Origin of the sequence: Erwinia phyllosphaerae (assembly GCF_019132875.1) — a bacterium.
In the GTDB taxonomy this organism is placed as follows: domain Bacteria; phylum Pseudomonadota; class Gammaproteobacteria; order Enterobacterales; family Enterobacteriaceae; genus Erwinia; species Erwinia phyllosphaerae.
Genome location: NZ_JAHSPF010000002.1, coordinates 17,483 through 32,959, shown reverse-complemented (window position 1 = coordinate 32,959; position 15,477 = coordinate 17,483). Strand labels below are relative to the sequence as shown.

17 protein-coding genes are annotated in these 15,477 nt (G+C 55.3%); 2 read left to right on the top strand and 15 right to left on the bottom strand.

Translation table 11 applies throughout. The features are described 5' to 3' along the window. Nucleotides 1–13: 13 nt before the first annotated feature. The 6 genes from carA to KUE00_RS03420 all read right to left on the bottom strand — a co-directional run bounded on the left by carA (nt 14) and on the right by KUE00_RS03420 (nt 5,438). A complete protein-coding gene (carA, locus tag KUE00_RS03445; protein ID WP_246758122.1) occupies nt 14–1,156 on the bottom strand; it encodes a glutamine-hydrolyzing carbamoyl-phosphate synthase small subunit in 1,143 nt (380 codons plus the stop codon). Nucleotides 1,157–1,593: 437 nt separating this feature from the next. Next, nucleotides 1,594–2,409, bottom strand: a complete 816-nt coding sequence (dapB, locus tag KUE00_RS03440; RefSeq protein ID WP_246758120.1) for a 4-hydroxy-tetrahydrodipicolinate reductase — start codon at nt 2,407–2,409, stop codon at nt 1,594–1,596. A 232-nt stretch (nt 2,410–2,641) separates the two neighbouring features. Next, nucleotides 2,642–3,013, bottom strand: a complete 372-nt coding sequence (locus tag KUE00_RS03435; protein ID WP_246758118.1) for a hypothetical protein — start codon at nt 3,011–3,013, stop codon at nt 2,642–2,644. A 591-nt stretch (nt 3,014–3,604) separates the two neighbouring features. Next, nucleotides 3,605–4,147: a 1,2-dihydroxy-3-keto-5-methylthiopentene dioxygenase gene (locus KUE00_RS03430; RefSeq protein ID WP_246758117.1), complete on the bottom strand. Its 543-nt coding sequence runs from the start codon at nt 4,145–4,147 to the stop codon at nt 3,605–3,607. Continuing rightward, entirely contained in the window at nt 4,144–4,830 is a 687-nt protein-coding gene (gene mtnC / locus KUE00_RS03425; RefSeq protein ID WP_246758116.1) for an acireductone synthase, read from the bottom strand. The genes KUE00_RS03430 and mtnC overlap by 4 nt, the downstream gene beginning before the upstream one ends. Continuing rightward, nucleotides 4,827–5,438, bottom strand: coding sequence for a methylthioribulose 1-phosphate dehydratase (locus tag KUE00_RS03420; RefSeq protein WP_246758115.1), 612 nt, complete (start codon nt 5,436–5,438; stop codon nt 4,827–4,829). Before KUE00_RS03420 ends, mtnC begins: the two co-directional genes overlap by 4 nt. 144 nt (nt 5,439–5,582) lie before the next feature. On the opposite strand from KUE00_RS03420, the gene KUE00_RS03415 reads away from it, so the two are divergent. Continuing rightward, a complete protein-coding gene (locus KUE00_RS03415) occupies nt 5,583–6,743 on the top strand; it encodes a pyridoxal phosphate-dependent aminotransferase (protein WP_246758114.1) in 1,161 nt (386 codons plus the stop codon). After that, nucleotides 6,731–7,498, top strand: coding sequence for an amidohydrolase (locus KUE00_RS03410; RefSeq protein ID WP_246758113.1), 768 nt, complete (start codon nt 6,731–6,733; stop codon nt 7,496–7,498). The genes KUE00_RS03415 and KUE00_RS03410 overlap by 13 nt, the downstream gene beginning before the upstream one ends. A gap of 92 nt (nt 7,499–7,590) precedes the next feature. Here the strand turns inward: KUE00_RS03410 and KUE00_RS03405 are convergent, their stop codons facing one another. The 9 genes from KUE00_RS03405 to KUE00_RS03365 all read right to left on the bottom strand — a co-directional run bounded on the left by KUE00_RS03405 (nt 7,591) and on the right by KUE00_RS03365 (nt 15,200). Beyond that, nucleotides 7,591–8,913, bottom strand: a complete 1,323-nt coding sequence (locus KUE00_RS03405; protein WP_246758648.1) for a nucleobase:cation symporter-2 family protein — start codon at nt 8,911–8,913, stop codon at nt 7,591–7,593. A gap of 81 nt (nt 8,914–8,994) precedes the next feature. Beyond that, nucleotides 8,995–9,330, bottom strand: coding sequence for a hydroxyisourate hydrolase (uraH, locus tag KUE00_RS03400; RefSeq protein ID WP_246758112.1), 336 nt, complete (start codon nt 9,328–9,330; stop codon nt 8,995–8,997). Between the two features lie 13 nt (nt 9,331–9,343). After that, complete coding sequence (uraD, locus tag KUE00_RS03395; RefSeq protein WP_246758111.1) at nt 9,344–9,838, bottom strand: 2-oxo-4-hydroxy-4-carboxy-5-ureidoimidazoline decarboxylase; 495 nt, start codon at nt 9,836–9,838, stop codon at nt 9,344–9,346. Then, nucleotides 9,835–11,112 carry an allantoate amidohydrolase gene (gene hpxK / locus KUE00_RS03390; RefSeq protein ID WP_246758110.1) on the bottom strand — a complete coding sequence of 426 codons (1,278 nt, stop codon included), beginning with the start codon at nt 11,110–11,112 and terminating at the stop codon, nt 9,835–9,837. Before hpxK ends, uraD begins: the two co-directional genes overlap by 4 nt. Continuing rightward, entirely contained in the window at nt 11,112–12,350 is a 1,239-nt protein-coding gene (locus tag KUE00_RS03385; protein ID WP_246758109.1) for a pyridoxal-phosphate-dependent aminotransferase family protein, read from the bottom strand. The genes hpxK and KUE00_RS03385 overlap by 1 nt, the downstream gene beginning before the upstream one ends. A 27-nt stretch (nt 12,351–12,377) precedes the next feature. Then, nucleotides 12,378–13,115 (bottom strand): amino acid ABC transporter ATP-binding protein, encoded by a 738-nt coding sequence (locus KUE00_RS03380; protein WP_246758108.1) that lies wholly within the window; start codon nt 13,113–13,115, stop codon nt 12,378–12,380. Next, on the bottom strand, nt 13,096–13,752 hold the full coding sequence (locus KUE00_RS03375; protein ID WP_246758106.1) for an amino acid ABC transporter permease: 657 nt from the start codon (nt 13,750–13,752) through the stop codon (nt 13,096–13,098). Before KUE00_RS03375 ends, KUE00_RS03380 begins: the two co-directional genes overlap by 20 nt. Then, entirely contained in the window at nt 13,749–14,411 is a 663-nt protein-coding gene (locus tag KUE00_RS03370; protein ID WP_246758105.1) for an amino acid ABC transporter permease, read from the bottom strand. Before KUE00_RS03370 ends, KUE00_RS03375 begins: the two co-directional genes overlap by 4 nt. Before the next feature lie 9 nt (nt 14,412–14,420). Next, nucleotides 14,421–15,200 carry a transporter substrate-binding domain-containing protein gene (locus KUE00_RS03365; RefSeq protein WP_246758104.1) on the bottom strand — a complete coding sequence of 260 codons (780 nt, stop codon included), beginning with the start codon at nt 15,198–15,200 and terminating at the stop codon, nt 14,421–14,423. Nucleotides 15,201–15,477 lie beyond the last annotated feature (277 nt).

Sequence of the window (15,477 nt, the reverse complement as noted above, 5' to 3'; positions counted from 1 at the left end):
CTCTCGCTCCTGATTATTTGGTTGAACGGTAAGCTTCAATCAGTTCGATAAAGTGATCGAACAGCGGTGCGGCATCGTGCGGGCCGGGGCTGGCTTCAGGGTGGCCCTGGAAGCTGAACGCCGGTTTATCCGTGCGGTGAATCCCCTGCACCGTATGGTCAAACAGCGAGGTGTGAGTAATACGCAGGTTCGCTGGCAGATTGTTATTGTCTACGGCGAATCCGTGGTTCTGAGCGGTGATCATCACGGTATCGTTATCATGATCTTTGACCGGATGGTTGCCGCCGTGGTGGCCCAGCTTCATTTTCACCGTTTTAACGCCGCTCGCCAGTGCCAGCAGCTGATGCCCCAGGCAGATGCCGAACACCGGTACTTCGGTTTCCAGGAAAGTTTTGATAGCAGTAATCGCGTAGTCACAAGGCTCCGGGTCGCCAGGGCCGTTGGAAAGGAAGATACCGTCCGGATTCATCTTCAGCACTTCTTCCGCTGGCGTCTGCGCCGGAACCACGGTCAGGCGGCAGCCACGGTCGACCAGCATGCGCAGGATATTGCGCTTTACGCCATAGTCATAAGCGACCACGTGGAAAGGCAGCTCTTCTTCTTTTTTCGCGGCGGGCAGGCCGTCGAGCGTCCAGCTTCCCTGCGTCCAGCTATAGGTTTCCTGCGTGGTAACTTCTTTTGCCAAATCCATCCCTTTCAGGCCAGGGAAAGCTTTTGCTTTTTGCAGCGCCAGCCCGGCATCCGGCGCGTCGCCCGCGATAATGCAGCCGTTCTGCGCGCCTTTTTCACGCAGCAGGCGGGTCAGCTTGCGCGTATCGATATCGGCAATAGCGACAATATTCAGACGCTTGAGGTAAGCCGATAACCCTTCCTCATTACGGAAGTTGCTGGCAATCAGCGGCAGGTCGCGAATAACCAGCCCCTGCGCATGTACCTGAGCAGACTCTTCGTCAGCGGTATTGGTGCCGACGTTGCCGATATGGGGATAAGTAAGAGTAACGATCTGGCGAGAATAGGAAGGATCAGTGAGGATTTCTTGATAACCGGTCATTGAAGTGTTGAAAACAACTTCTCCTACAGCCGAACCCGTTGCCCCGATGGCCCGACCGTGGAATTGGGTTCCGTCTTCCAGAACCAATAGTGCTGACTTAATCAAAACATCCTCCAGAGAATAAACAGTCACATTATTTGCATATTAATTCAGATTGAGGCTCCAAATCAATGCAAAAACCGCCTGACTGCTCGATTTTTGGCAAATTGCGCGCATTCTAATGATCGCTCCCTGGCTTGTCTACCCTGAGGCGCTATTTTTCATGCTTTTTTGCGTCACTGATAGAGAAACAGGAAGATACCGACCAAAAACAACAGCTATCCGGCTGATAAAAACGGTTGCCTGGCGAAACTAAGCGATAAATCTGAAAGAAGGCGGTAAAAACCGGACCAAATGGTCAAAAACAGCGTTTCCCAGGACATTAACAGAGGCAATTCATGTTAAAAAATGGGATTGTAATTAAAATATACAAATAGCATATATTTATGAAAAGGGTGCCAATAAACACCCTTAAAATCAAAGAGATGAATAATTATTTTTTACTAAATCTTATCCAGACTAAGCACGTCACGCATATCGAAGAGACCTTTTTTACGATCGAAAACCCATTCAGACGCTTTAACCGCGCCTTTTGCAAAGGTCATGCGGCTTGAGGCCTTGTGCGTTATCTCTACACGTTCCCCAATATCTGCAAACATTGCCGTGTGCTCGCCAACGATATCGCCAGCACGAACGGTGGCAAAACCAATTGTCTGCGGCTTGCGTTCGCCGGTGTGGCCTTCACGGCTATAGACGGCATGCTCATTAAGATCCCAGTCCATGGCGTCCGCAATGGCTTCACCCATTGCCAGCGCGGTGCCGGAAGGCGCATCAACTTTATGACGGTGGTGCGCTTCGGTTATTTCGATATCCGCATAGTCGCCCATTACCTGAGCGGCTTTTTCCAGTAGTTTTAGCACCAGATTGACGCCGACGCTAAAGTTGGCGGCAAACACAATAGCAATCTCTTCTGCCGCCTCTTTGATTGCCGCTTTTCCGGCCTCGTCAAACCCCGTGGTACCAATAATCATCGCTTTTTGATGCTGACGGCAGAAAGCCAGATAGTCCAGCGTGCCTTCTGGCCGGGTAAAATCGATCAGCACGTCAAAGTCATCGGCAACCAGCTTATCGCTGATTTTAACCCCTACCTGACCGATGCCTGCCAGCTCACCCGCATCCGTACCCAATAGTGAAGATCCCTCACGCGCCAGCGCAGCGCCCAGGCAGACGCCCGCCGCCTCGTGGGCAGCCTGAATCAGCTGACGCCCCATACGTCCCGGCGCGCCCACGATAGCCAGGCGGATTGGTGCATTATTCATAATAAGTCCCTCAGGTCTGTGCATACAAAACGTAGACAGGTTAACCACGGGTTAACTCCAGCGCCACTATAAAAATGACGGGATTAGAATTTATGCGGCCGATCGGAAAATTATTAAAATCCGTGAGGGGAAAAAGAAGGGAAGATTTCAGGCAAATGCGCTGCTATCAGACGGGTAGCAGCGCGCACAACCTTAACAGGCTAGCTTAAAGTAGCGCAGAGTTTGCTATATTTTAAGACGCAACTTCCGGGTTTGCTGAATCTGATTTTGCTGAAGAGTAAGCTATGCCTGTCAGAGCAGCAATAGTCATCAGGCCAGTACGCCCTACGACGACGCCCGTATACAGGGCTGCGGCAGTCACACCGACAACAACGGCACCAGCAGCAATAGCACCAGCAACGGCAATGCCAGCCGCACCGATAACACCGACAGCGCCAACAACGCCGACAGCCCCAACCCCCACTACACCGGCAGCAATAGCATTAAACCCCACCACGCAGACAGCCAGGCAGCCTATGGCCACCGCGCCGATTCCCAGACCTATGCCCATGTCATAGAACCCGCCACTTACTTCGTCACATTCGATATTGGTTAATTCTTTCATTTTAACTCCTTTTAAATAATAAAATCCCTGAGGCAGCCATCACCTGAAAAATAGTTCTATTTTGATGGCGAAATATAATTGACGCAAGCAGGAAGCACATCAATTCACTTTACATTAAATTACAAACAAAAAAAATAAAACTCGCCTTACCATAAAAATTAATAAAATATAAACTCTTAAAACAACCAACCTTACTGGAAATAACGCTAATAAAAAACGAACAGGCAGTGAAAATAAACAAACAGGAAATCCTTTCGGAAAATTAAAGTACAGCGCAATAATATAATTTAAATAAATTCATCTGCGAAAGACGTAACATAACCCAGCTAAATTATGCCTTTTTACTAACAGAGCTGATTTATTGTTAGTCATTCTGTCTGAAGGATGCAGGAGCCTGTTGAATTTCCTTGCTGAACCAGCGCCTTTTTTCGGTAACGCTTTTTTGACGCCGGGGCGGATATTTTTCCCGGCGCGCCCGTATCGAAAATAAAATTGACGCGTTTTTTAGCTCTCCCGGCATTGTTAGCATAGCTAGCCGGGAGCTCGCCAATGTTGTTACCTGTGTCCCTCTCTGGCCGACTAAGCCAGGATTTACGGCAGGCGTGGATAGGCATCCGCAATGCTGTCGCCGGTGAAGTTAGCGATCCAGCCTTCCTGATTATCGAAGATGCGAATCGCAGTAAAGTGCGGTGAAGAGCCCATATCAAACCAGTGCGGCGTCCCTGCCGGGACGGAAATTAAATCGTTCTTCTCACAAAGGATCTGGTAAATATGGCCATCCAGGTGCAGGCAAAAAAGGCCCGCGCCTTCCACAAAAAAACGCACTTCGTCTTCGCCATGCGTATGCTCGGAAAGAAACTTTTCACGCAGCGTCTGTTTCTGCGGATTGTCCGCACGCATGCTGATAACGTCCCAGCTTTGGTAGCCTTTTTCTGCTACCAGCCGATCGATAGCGTGCTGATAAGCCTTGATAACCGTTTCCGGTTCAGGATTACTGCCCAGATCGCGATCCGCCTGCCAGCGCTCAAACCGGACGTTTTTACTGTTCAGCTTCTGGCGGATCTCTTCAGCATCGCGGCTCTGCCAGACGGGCGTAGCTGCTTCGCTCTCGGTAAAAATAGTCAGTGCGCTCATAGAAACTGCTCCAGGTTAATAGCGTCAAAACGGTTGACCTGACGATGACGACTGCCGTCGTCCGCGGCGTCACGAATAAGCTGGATGGTCTGCCATCCTGCTTCCTGCGCGGCATCCAGCTCCTGATGTATATCCGATAAAAACAGCAGCTCGTGGCCAGCCAGGCCGATATCGGCAGCAATATTCTGGTAGGAAGCCGTTTCGCGTTTGGCACCCACGCGCGTGTCAAAATAGCCGCTGAATAGCGACGTGATATCACCCTTATCGCTGTAGCCAAATAACAATTTCTGCGCAGCTACTGAGCCAGATGAATAAACGTAAAGCTGAATGCCCTGCCCCTGCCAGGCCTGTAGCGCGGGCAAGACGTCAGGATAGAGATGCCCGGTAAAGCTTCCGTTAAGATAGCCGTCACGCCAGATCATGCCCTGCAAGGCTTTTAGCGACGTAGATTTACGGTCTTCATCCATAAACTGAAACAGTACGGTAATTAAGTCTTCAATGGTGGCCTGTGGCTGGGCGATCTCGTCGCGCAGGTCGTTTAGCGCCGCGGCAACATCTTCCCGGTGCTGGAAAGCAGCGATAAAGGCCGCCAGGTTTTCACGTGCGTAAGGAAAAAGCACGTTATGCACGAAGCGAATATCGCTGGTGGTGCCTTCGATATCGGTGACAATGGCGCGGATCATTTGGCCTCCAGAAGCCGACGTTGTAATTCACACTGGAACAGGAATTCCAGTCCTTCAAGATGGCGACGCGCTTCATTAACGTCACGCCCCCAACAGGTCAGCCCATGCCCGCGCAAGAGAAAAGCGTAGCGCAGCGGCTGAGCGGCAGCAAAGCGTTCAATACGTCCTGCCAGCGCCTCAATATCCTGATCGTTGTCAAACAGCGCAACAGAGACGCTATCAAGATGCGAGTTTTGCCCGGCCAGCGTCTTCTGCATTTCATAACCTTGCAGCGTTAATGCGGCGCTCTTCTCAACTCTCGACAACACGGTCGAGTTGACCGTATGGGTATGTAGCACCGCGCCCGCGTCGGGAAACAGCCGATAGATAAGCGTGTGTAATCCCGTCTCGGCAGAAGGTTTGCGGCCGGAAGGAACGTTGTTATTGGCAATCTCAACCTGAATAAAGTCATCGCGGGTTAGCGCGCCTTTATCTTTACCGGACTCGCTAAGCAGGCAAAAATTATCATCCTGGCGCACCGACATATTGCCGCCTGTGGCGGGAGCCCAACCTTTCGCACCAATCCAGTGGCAGGCCGCCACTAACTGCTCTAACTGCGACGTTGTCATAGCCTTCCTTTTTAGCCGTTTAGCGCGGCATAGCGTTAGCGTTTAGACGTCTAAGCGTCTTGATTGCCAAATACTAGCACTGACGGTATAGTGGCGGCAACGGTCTGATACCTCACAAATAACGTTCCGCAAGGGTGACTGATAATGAGCCAGATGTCGATTTCGCCCGAGAGCAAGCTTCCCGCTCTTGGCACCACCATTTTTACGCAGATGAGCGCGCTGGCGCAGCAGCATAACGCCATTAACCTTTCTCAAGGCTTTCCGGATTTCGACGGGCCAGACTACCTGAAGGCGCGGCTGGCGCATCACGTGAACGCCGGAGCCAATCAGTACGCACCAATGACCGGCGTACAGCCGTTGCGCGAGGCAATCGCGGCTAAAACAGCGGAGCTATATGGACATCGTCCAGATGCCAACAGCGAAATTACGGTAACGGCAGGCGCGACCGAAGCGCTCTATGCTGCCATTACCGCGCTGGTTCGCCCGGGCGATGAGGTTATCTGCTTCGATCCCAGCTACGACAGCTATGCGCCAGCCGTGACGCTGGCTGGCGGCGTAATGAAGCGCATGGCCCTGCAGCCGCCAGCATTTTCCGTCGACTGGCAGGAATTTGCCGCGCTGCTTTCTGCGCGTACCCGCTTAGTGATTCTGAATACGCCGCACAACCCTTCCGCAACCGTCTGGCAAAAAAGCGACTTTGCCGCGCTGTGGCAGGCGATAAAAGCGCAGGAAATTTATGTGCTGAGCGACGAAGTTTATGAGCACATCTGTTTTGCAAAGGAAGGCCATGCCAGCGTGCTGGCGCATCCACAGCTGCGTGAGCGCGCGATCGCCGTCTCATCCTTTGGCAAAACCTTCCACATGACCGGCTGGAAGGTAGGTTACTGCGTCGCGCCAGCGGCACTGACGGCGGAAGTGCGCAAAGTTCATCAGTACCTTACCTTTGCCGTTAACACGCCTGCCCAACTGGCGCTGGCCGATATGCTGAATGCCGAGCCGCAGCACTATCGCGAGCTGCCTGCTTTTTACCAGGCGCGCCGCGATCGTTTCATCCAGGCGCTGGCGAAAAGCCGACTGAAAATTTTGCCGTGTGAAGGCACCTATTTTTTGCTGGCCGACTACAGCGCTATTTCTGAGCTGGACGACGTTGCCTTCTGCCAGTGGCTGACCAAAGAGGCTGGCGTGGCGGCAATCCCGCTATCGGTTTTCTGCGCCGGGCCATTTCCTCATAAACTGATCCGCCTGTGCTTTGCCAAGCAGGAAGCCACGCTGGATGCGGCAGCGGAGCGCCTGTGTCAACTCTGAACCTGAGCCTGTTACAGCAGCCGCTGGTCTGGATGGATGGCGAAGCTAACCTGCGTTTTTTTGACGGGCTGCTGGCAACCTTGACGGGGCGGGATCTTATCGTGCTGCCAGAAATGTTCACGACCGGCTTTGCTATGGAAGCGGCAAAAAGCTCGCTGCCGGAAGGGCGCGTGATTGCGTGGCTACGGGAAAAAGCGGCTGCCGCCGACGCTATGATTGGCGGCAGCGTGGCGATGCAAACCGATAGCGGCGCGGTTAACCGTTTTCTGCTGGTTGAACCGGACGGTACCGTGCATCGCTACGACAAACGCCATCTGTTTCGGATGGCCGATGAACATCATCACTATCTGGCGGGCGATCGGCGGGAAATTATCCTCTTCCGCGGCTGGCGCGTTCTGCCGCAGATCTGTTATGACCTGCGCTTTCCGGTGTTTTCGCGCAATCGCAACGACTACGATCTGGCGCTTTACGTCGCTAACTGGCCGGAAGCGCGCGCCGCGCACTGGCAGGCGCTGCTGCTGGCGCGAGCAATTGAAAACCAGGCTTATGTTGCCGGCTGCAATCGGGTTGGCACGGATGCCAACGGCCATCGCTACAGCGGCGACAGCCGAATTATCAGCCCGCAAGGTGAAGTTCTGGCGGCTGGCGAACCGCATCAGCCCGCCGTACTTGATGCAGAATTGTCGTTGACGGCGCTACAGCAGTATCGGGAACGTTTTCCGGCGTGGCGCGATGCGGATGATTTTCGCTTTTAGCAGCTAAAACAGGCATCTGAACACCCGTGCCGGCATACGTCGCTGAACGCGTATGCTGGCCGTGAACGATCCTGATATAACCCTGCTTTTCTTTATTCTGTCTCTTTTAGCGCCAGCGCATTTATTTTTCCTGAACTGTTAAACACCACATTCAGCGCCACGGAAACCAGGCAGGCGGCGCTGATGCCGGAATGGAAAATCGTTCTGACCCACCCCGGAAACTGGTCGTAAAACGTGGGCATCACGATCGGGATCATGCCAAAAGCGATAGCGGTGGCGACCACCACCAGATTCATATTGTCTTTGTAATCTACCTTTGCCAGCGTACGGATGCCGGATGCCGCAACCGTGCCGAACAGCACCACGCCAGCACCGCCCAGAACAGGTGCGGGCACGGCTGCTATCAGACGTCCCAACACGGGTAAGCAGCCCAGTACAACCAGAATGACGCCGCCCGCAGCCACCACATAGCGGCTTTTAATTCCGGTAATCGCAACCAGGCCAATATTCTGGGCAAAAGCGCTCTGGGGAAACGAGTTAAACAGCGGCGACAGCGCGCTGGTAAGCATATCCGCCCGCAGCCCGCTGGCTATACGTTTACCGTCAACTTCCGTGCCCACAATTTCGCCAATCGCGATCAGGCCGGCGGTGGTTTCGGTGAGCAGCACCAGCACAATCAGCGTCATCGACAGAATGGCCGCCACGTCGAAAACCGGTGGCCCAAAACTGAGCATGCCAGGCAGCGCCACTGCCTTGCCGTGCAGCACGCCGGAAAAATCTGCGTTTCCGTTGGCAAACGCAAACAGCGTGCCGAAAGCCATCGCCGCCAGCACGGCCAGCCTTTTTATCGCCGCATTGCCTAACCGATTAAACAGCAGCACCAGGCATAGCGTCAGTGCCGCCAGCCCTATATTGCCGGGCGATCCCCATTCAGGCGCGTGAGGATTACCGCCCATTGCCCAGCGTGCGGCGACGGGCATCAGCGACAGGCCAATCACGGTGATCACGGTGCCGGTTACCACCGGTGGAAAAAAACGGATGATATGGGCAAACAGCGGCGCAATCAGCAGGCCGATAAGCGACGAGGCGATAACCGCACCAAACACCATTGGCAGACCGCCGCCGTTGGTCACCAGCGTCACCATGGTGGCAACACCCGCAAAGGAAACGCCCTGTACCAGCGGCAGACGGGCGCCGAACCCCGGAACGCCCAGCGCCTGTAGCAGCGTGGCGCAACCGCTGACAAACAGCGCCGCCGTAACCAGCATGCCAAGCTGTACCGCCGTCAGTCCGGCCGCCGAACCGATAATCAGCGGCGGCGCGATGATACCGCCATACATCGTCAGCACATGCTGCAAACCCCAGGCAAAGGATTTGCCTGCCGGATAACGCGTATCTTCTGGCCTGACCATAATTTCACCCTTTGCTGCTTAGCTCATGGATAGTGCTGAAACGGCCTTTAACTTTTTCCGAAAGAGCGTATTTTGCGGAGAAAATCAGCTGCCGCGATAGGTCGACCACGACCACGGCGAAATCAAAAAAGGCAGGTGATAGTGGCTACCTGTGGCCGCCAGCACGAAGTCGATCTGCGCGCTGACATAGAGCGCATCACGGCCTTCGGCGGCGAAATAGTCGCCAATTTCGGCAATCAGACGATAGTGGCCAGGTGCCAGAGGTTCAGGCGTGAGATCCTTAATTCTGCCATCTGCATCAGTGTCGCCCTGCGCTATCGGCAGCCAGCCCTGGCTGCTGTTCTGCTCCAGCGAGACGGCGACGCCAATCGCCGGTTTGCCCAGCGCGGTATCCAGAATATGGGTAGTAATGGTGCTCATTAAGCGCTCTCCTTTACTGAAAAGTGTCACGCAGCCGCAGCAGCGTAATTTCCCGCAGCTGATCCAGCGCTTCCTGCTGCTCGCGCTGCGGATCGTTGCCCAGTCGGCGATGCAGTTCCGCCAGCATTTCCTCGCCGCTTCGCCCTTTGGCGCGGATTAAAAAGACCCGGCCAAAACGTTGCTCGTAAGCAACATTGCCCAGGCGTAGCGCTTCTTTAAGTTCGTCGTCGGCATGCTTTACGCTGCCCTGTTCGCTGGTCGACAGCCTGGCCTCTTTGCCGTTGCCCTGCGCTTTTTCACCGATGCGCGGATGCGCGGCAAGCGCCTGACTCAATGCCCGTTCATCCCAGCCGCGTGCCAGCCTGTCGCCGGTTTGCAGCAGGTCATCCAGCGAGGAAAAAGGACGTGCGGCCACCAGCGCCTTAATCCAGCTTTCCAGCGCCACGCAGTGCGCAATCAGCCTGCAGGCTTCATCAGCCGTAGCCTGGTTAAATTGTTCGGGCGTCATGGCAGGCTTCCACCAGATGGCCATGAGGTTGCGACATCATTCACGGCTTGTGCATAAGCACGCACCGCTGTCGCTACGTCTGCCGCCTGCACCGACTCTGCGGGATGATGGCTGATACCGCGATCGCAGCGTACAAACAGCATGCCGACCGGCCAGCGTTCCGCTATGGCGATAGCGTCATGGCCTGCACCGCTCGGCAGTGAAAGCGAACGTCCCTGCACCTGTGCAACCGCCTGGCTCAATACGGCCTGGAGTTTTTCATCGCAGCGCGTGGCCGGGATCTGGTAATACTCTTCGGCGCTAAAGCTTAAGCCGCGCCGCAGCGCTATCGCCTCGGCCTGGGTCAGCAGTGCCGACAGCAGCTCTGCCAGCGCACGATCGTCCGGCCCGCGTACGTCCAGACTTAGCTTCACTTCACCCGGGATCACATTCACCGCGCCCGGTAAAGCCTGTAGCGTGCCAACGGTTGCCACCAGCTGCGGGCTATGTTGTGGCGCGGCCTGTTCAATAAACACCATCCATTCCGCCGCTGCCGCCAGCGCATCTTTACGATGGGACATCGGCACCGTACCCGCGTGCCCCGCCTCGCCAACAAAGCAGCAGTTCAGGCGGCGCGCGCCGTTAATCGCCGTAACCACGCCCAGCGCCAGGCCTTCCTGCTCCAGGCACGGGCCTTGTTCGATATGCAGTTCCAGATAGGCGGCAATGTCTTTTACTTCGCGCGCTGCCAGGCCAATCTCGTGCGCATTCAACCCCACGTCGTCCATCGCCTGGGCCACGGTAATGCTGTTGCCGTCAGGATGGCTGACCCAGCTTTCTGGCCAGCTTCCGGTCAGGCCGCGACTGCCCAGCAGCGTAATGCCAAAGCGCGTGCCTTCTTCATCGCCAAAGCCCACGATTTCAATCGCCAGCGGTAGCCGTCGCTGCTGCTGCTGTAGCGCCTGCACGGTTTCGATGGCGGTAAGTACGCCAAGCATACCGTCGTAGCGGCCTGCGTTACGTACCGTGTCCAGATGTGACCCCAACAGCAGCGCAGGTGCGCCCGGCTCCAGCGCCTCGTAACGGCCACAGATATTGCCGACGCTATCCTGCCAGACGCGCATACCGGCGGCCTCCATCCATTCCCCTACCAGCTGGTTGGCCTGAAGATGCTCTGGCGAAAGATAAACGCGCGTTAACGCGTCCGGCGTTTCGCTGATTTCCGCGAGCCTGTCGCAGCGCGCCATCACCCTGGCCGCTGCCTGCTGCGCATCTGCAAGGCTTAGCAGGCTCATCAGCAGCTCCCGGCGGTATAGTGATCCCAGGCAGCCTGCATCGCCGCGCCCTGGGCGGTTTTATAGCCAAGGTACGTCAGCACCGATTCCAGCGCGCTCAGGGTCTGCATTACGCAGTCTTTGCGAGCGTTGTAGCCCATGGTGCCAATACGCCAGACCTTGCCATGCAGCGGGCCAAAAGAGGTGCCGATCTCAATGCCAAAGTCTTCCAGCATCAGCTTGCGTACCTGGTCGCCGTTAATATCCTGCGGGATAACCACGCCCAGCACGTTGTTCATCTTGTGCTGCAAATTACCGAACGTTTCCAGCCCCATACCCTGAATGCCTTTCAGCAATGCGTCGCCGTGCAGCTTGTGGCGCGCGATACCGTTGTCCAGGCCTTCCTGCAGGATTAACCGCGCACATTCACGTGCGCCGAACAGCGCCGAGGTTGCTTCGGTATGGTGGTTTAGCCGTTCCGGCCCCCAATAATCCATGATCATGCCGAGATCAAAATAGTTGGAGTAGATCATCTCGTCATCACCGTCCTGATGCGCGGCGGTGCGGATCCCCTCCTCAACGCATTTACGTTTGCGAATAACGGCTTCCATCTCCGGACTCAGCGTAATCGGTGATGTACCTGACGGGCCGCCCAAACATTTCTGCATACCGGCGGAAACCGCATCCAGTCCCCATGCGTCAGTTTCCAGCGCGTTGCCCGCAAATGAGGCAGTGGCATCGGTGTAAAACAGCACGCCATATTTTTTGCAGATAGCGCCCAGTTCAGCCAGCGGCTGTAGCATGGTGGTTGAAGTGTCGCCCTGCACGGTCAGCAACAGACGCGGACGCACGCTTTTGATCGCATCTTCGATCTGATCGGGCGTGAATACTTCGCCCCAGGGGACTTCAATGGTGTGCACCTCTGCCCGGCAGCGCCGGGCTATTTCACACAGCAAATGTCCGAAGCGGCCAAATACCGGTACCAGCACTTTGTCGCCAGGTCGAATTGCCGACAGCAAAATCGCTTCGATCCCGGCACGAGAGGTACCATCAATCAGCAGCGTCCAGCGGTTTTGCGTGCGGAATACGCCGCGGTATAGCTCCATAACTTCATTCATATAGTGCGTCATCGCCGGATCGTATTGCCCAAGCAGCTGGCTGGACATGGCGCGTAATACGCGCGGATCGGCATTGATTGGCCCAGGCCCCATCAGCAGGCGCTGTGGCGGATTGATTTGCGGATATTTCGCTACGTCCATTTTCTTTTCCTCTTAACAATCAGCGCGCTAGCTCAGGCCGCGCACCGATGAGATAAACTGTTTGAGTTCCTGCGTTTGCGGGCTGGCAAACAGGTTTTTGCTGTCGCCCTGTTCCCAGACGCGGCCCTGGTGCATAAAGACTACGCGGTCGCCCACTTCACGAGCGAAATTCATTTCGTGCGTCACCAGAATCAGCGTCATTCCCTCACGCGCCAGCTGCTCAAGCACCTTCAGCACTTCGCCCACCAGCTCCGGGTCGAGCGCGGAGGTAATTTCATCGCACAGCAGCACTTTCGGCGTCATTGCCAGCGCACGGGCGATAGCTACACGCTGCTGCTGGCCACCGGAAAGGTTCGCCGGGTAATAATCCATCCGCTCCCCCAGCCCCACTTTTTCCAGCATCTGCGCGGCCAGCTCACGGCATTCCGTCTCTTTCTTTTTCAGGACGCGGCGCGGTGCCAGCATGACGTTTTCCAGCGCGGTCATATGTGGGAACAGGTTAAAGTTCTGGAACACCATGCCAACGGAACGGCTGATTTCGCGAGCCTGCGAATCACGGTCTGTAATGGTCATACCGCCCAGCTTGATGCTGCCTTCCTGATAACCTTCCAGCCCGTTGATGCAGCGCAACAGCGTACTTTTTCCCGACCCGCTACGGCCGATAATCGAAATCACTTCACCCATGTCGATATCCAGGTCCACGCCTTTCAGCACGTGATTGTCGCCGTAATATTTCTGTACCTGATTAATGGTGATGAGCGGCATTGAATTTTTTCTCCAGGTACTGGCTGTAGCGCGACAGCGGATAGCAGATCAGGAAGTAGCCCAGCGCCACCAGCGCAAAGACCTTAAAAGGTTGATAAGTGACGTTATTTAAAATGGTGCCCGCTTTGGTTAGCTCGACAAAGCCAATAATCGACGCCAGCGCGGTGCCTTTTACCACCTGAACCGCAAAGCCGACGGTAGGAGCGATGCCAATGCGTAACGCCTGCGGCAGCACCACGCGGTACAGCGTTTGGGAAAAGCTGAGGCCCAGACAGCGTGAGGCTTCCCATTGTCCTTTCGGTAACGCCTGAATGCTGCCGTGCCAGATATCGATTAAAAAGGCGCTGGTATAAAGCGTTAACGCCAGCGATGCCGCCGTCCACGGTGAAACGTCCACGCCAAACAGCGCCACGCCAAAAAAAGCCAGAAACAGCTGCATCAGCAGCGGCGTTCCCTGAAAAAGCTCAATGTAGGCGCTAATCAGCCGGTTGGGCCAGCGGCGGCGCGTCAGGCGTACCATCACCAGCGGCATCGCAACTATCGTGCCGCCGAAAAAGGCGGTCAGCGACAGTAACAGCGTCCAGCGCGCTGCCAGCAGCAGATTGCGTAAAATATCCCAGTCGGTAAACGTGTTCATGGCGCCCTCAACCATTTTCGTCCGGCCGCCAGCAACAGCTGCCGCATGGCTATCGACAGCGCCAGATAAACCAGCGTGGTGACCAGATAAACTTCAAAGCTCAAAAAGGTGCGCGACTGGATCAGGTTGGCGGCAAAGGTCAGCTCTTCATACGAAACCTGCGACACGACCGAAGAACCCAGCATCACAATGATGCACTGGCTAACCAGCGCCGGATAAATACGCTTCAGCGAAGGCGGCAGTACCACGCGAAAAAAAGTTTGTGAACGCGTCAGGCCCAGCACGCGGCCGGCCTCCCACTGTCCTTTCGGCGTTACCTGAATACCTGCGCGAATAATTTCCGTACTGTAGGCACCCAGGTTAATCAACATGGCCAGCAGCGCCGCCTCGCCTGCGGTCAGCTTTAAGCCCAGATTTGGCAAGCCGAACACGATAAAAAACAGCTGGACAACAAAAGGCGTATTGCGGATCAGCTCAACGTAGCAGCCCCACAGACGGCTAAGCGCGGAAGGCCGACCGCTGCGCAACGCCGCGCCCAGAATGCCCAGCGCCACGCCGCCAACGGTTGCCAGCACGGTCAGCTGGATGGTAACCCAGAGACCAGCCAGCAGCTGCGGCCAGTAAGGCAGCAGTGCAGGAAAATTGAGTTGCTCCGTCATCGTCGACCCTTACGCGCTAAAGTCAGCGGGCAGCGGTGCTTTCAGCCACTGCTGCGAAAGCCCGTTCAGCGTTTTATCTTTAACTGCCTGCTCAATCAGCGCATCTACCTTCGCTTTCAGCGCCGGCTCGCCTTTGCGCATGCCGATAAAGCACGGTGAATCTTTCAGCATAAATTTCGCTACCGGCGCTTTATCCGCGTTCTGGCGAGCGATGGCCGCGACTACCAGGTTGCCGGTGGCGACAAACTGCACCTGACCCGACAGGTAAGCCGACAGCGTCGTATTGTTATCTTCATAGCGTTTCAGCTGCGCATCTTTTGGCGCGAGATCGCTCAGCACCATATCTTCCACCGCGCCGCGAGTGACGCCAATCGACTTGCCGCTCAGCGCCGCCGCATCTTTTAGCGTGGCTTCTTTCGGCCCAAATACGCCAAGGAAAAACGGCGCGTAGGCGCGGCTGAAGGCAATCACTTTTTCCCGCTCGGGATTTTTGCCCAGGCTGGAGATCACCAGATCCACCTTATCCGTTTGCAGGTAAGGCACGCGGTTAGCGCTGGTCACCGGGACCAGCTGTAACTTAAGTTTCATCTGGCTCGCCAGGTATTTCGCCATATCAATATCGTAGCCCTGCGGCTGTAAATCGGTGCCGACCGAGCCAAAAGGTGGAAAATCTTGCGGCACGGCAACGCGGATGACGCCGCGCTTTTCAATATCCTGTAATTGATCTGCCTTTGCCGTTTGTGCAAACAGCAACGTCGCGCCGATCATCATCAGTAATGCTTTTTTCATTTTGCCCTTCCCCGATTAACTCAAGATGAAACGAAAGATTCCTGATAAAGGTATCTGCAACTAATGTGCCAGTCGCAAAAAGTTGTCATCGGGTTTTTTTAGCGTCCGGTCATGGAGGGTAAAATAAATGAGAAAAGGCTTTAAAAGCAGCCGGAAAGTGATAATTCACATGATGCGGAAGAGAAGATTTATCAAGAAGAGCAAAGTCAGAACAGGTTATTTCAGGGCGCCAGCAGCAGCGCCCTAAAACGAAGCAAAGCACCAAAAAGGTGCCCCA

Bases quoted from the DNA above. Each gene is read 5' to 3' on its own strand.
- KUE00_RS03370 (WP_246758105.1), bottom strand. From the start codon at position 14,411: ATGACGGAGCAACTCAATTTTCCTGCACTGCTGCCTTACTGGCCGCAG.
- KUE00_RS03380 (WP_246758108.1), bottom strand. From the start codon at position 13,115: ATGCCGCTCATCACCATTAATCAGGTACAGAAATATTACGGCGACAAT.
- mtnC (WP_246758116.1), bottom strand. From the start codon at position 4,830: ATGATCCGCGCCATTGTCACCGATATCGAAGGCACCACCAGCGATATT.
- KUE00_RS03385 (WP_246758109.1), bottom strand. From the start codon at position 12,350: ATGGACGTAGCGAAATATCCGCAAATCAATCCGCCACAGCGCCTGCTG.
- KUE00_RS03430 (WP_246758117.1), bottom strand. From the start codon at position 4,147: ATGAGCGCACTGACTATTTTTACCGAGAGCGAAGCAGCTACGCCCGTC.
- KUE00_RS03435 (WP_246758118.1), bottom strand. From the start codon at position 3,013: ATGAAAGAATTAACCAATATCGAATGTGACGAAGTAAGTGGCGGGTTC.
- hpxK (WP_246758110.1), bottom strand. From the start codon at position 11,112: ATGAGCCTGCTAAGCCTTGCAGATGCGCAGCAGGCAGCGGCCAGGGTG.
- KUE00_RS03415 (WP_246758114.1), top strand. From the start codon at position 5,583: ATGAGCCAGATGTCGATTTCGCCCGAGAGCAAGCTTCCCGCTCTTGGC.
- KUE00_RS03365 (WP_246758104.1), bottom strand. From the start codon at position 15,200: ATGAAAAAAGCATTACTGATGATGATCGGCGCGACGTTGCTGTTTGCA.
- KUE00_RS03375 (WP_246758106.1), bottom strand. From the start codon at position 13,752: ATGAACACGTTTACCGACTGGGATATTTTACGCAATCTGCTGCTGGCA.
- dapB (WP_246758120.1), bottom strand. From the start codon at position 2,409: ATGAATAATGCACCAATCCGCCTGGCTATCGTGGGCGCGCCGGGACGT.
- uraH (WP_246758112.1), bottom strand. From the start codon at position 9,330: ATGAGCACCATTACTACCCATATTCTGGATACCGCGCTGGGCAAACCG.
- uraD (WP_246758111.1), bottom strand. From the start codon at position 9,838: ATGACGCCCGAACAATTTAACCAGGCTACGGCTGATGAAGCCTGCAGG.
- KUE00_RS03420 (WP_246758115.1), bottom strand. From the start codon at position 5,438: ATGACAACGTCGCAGTTAGAGCAGTTAGTGGCGGCCTGCCACTGGATT.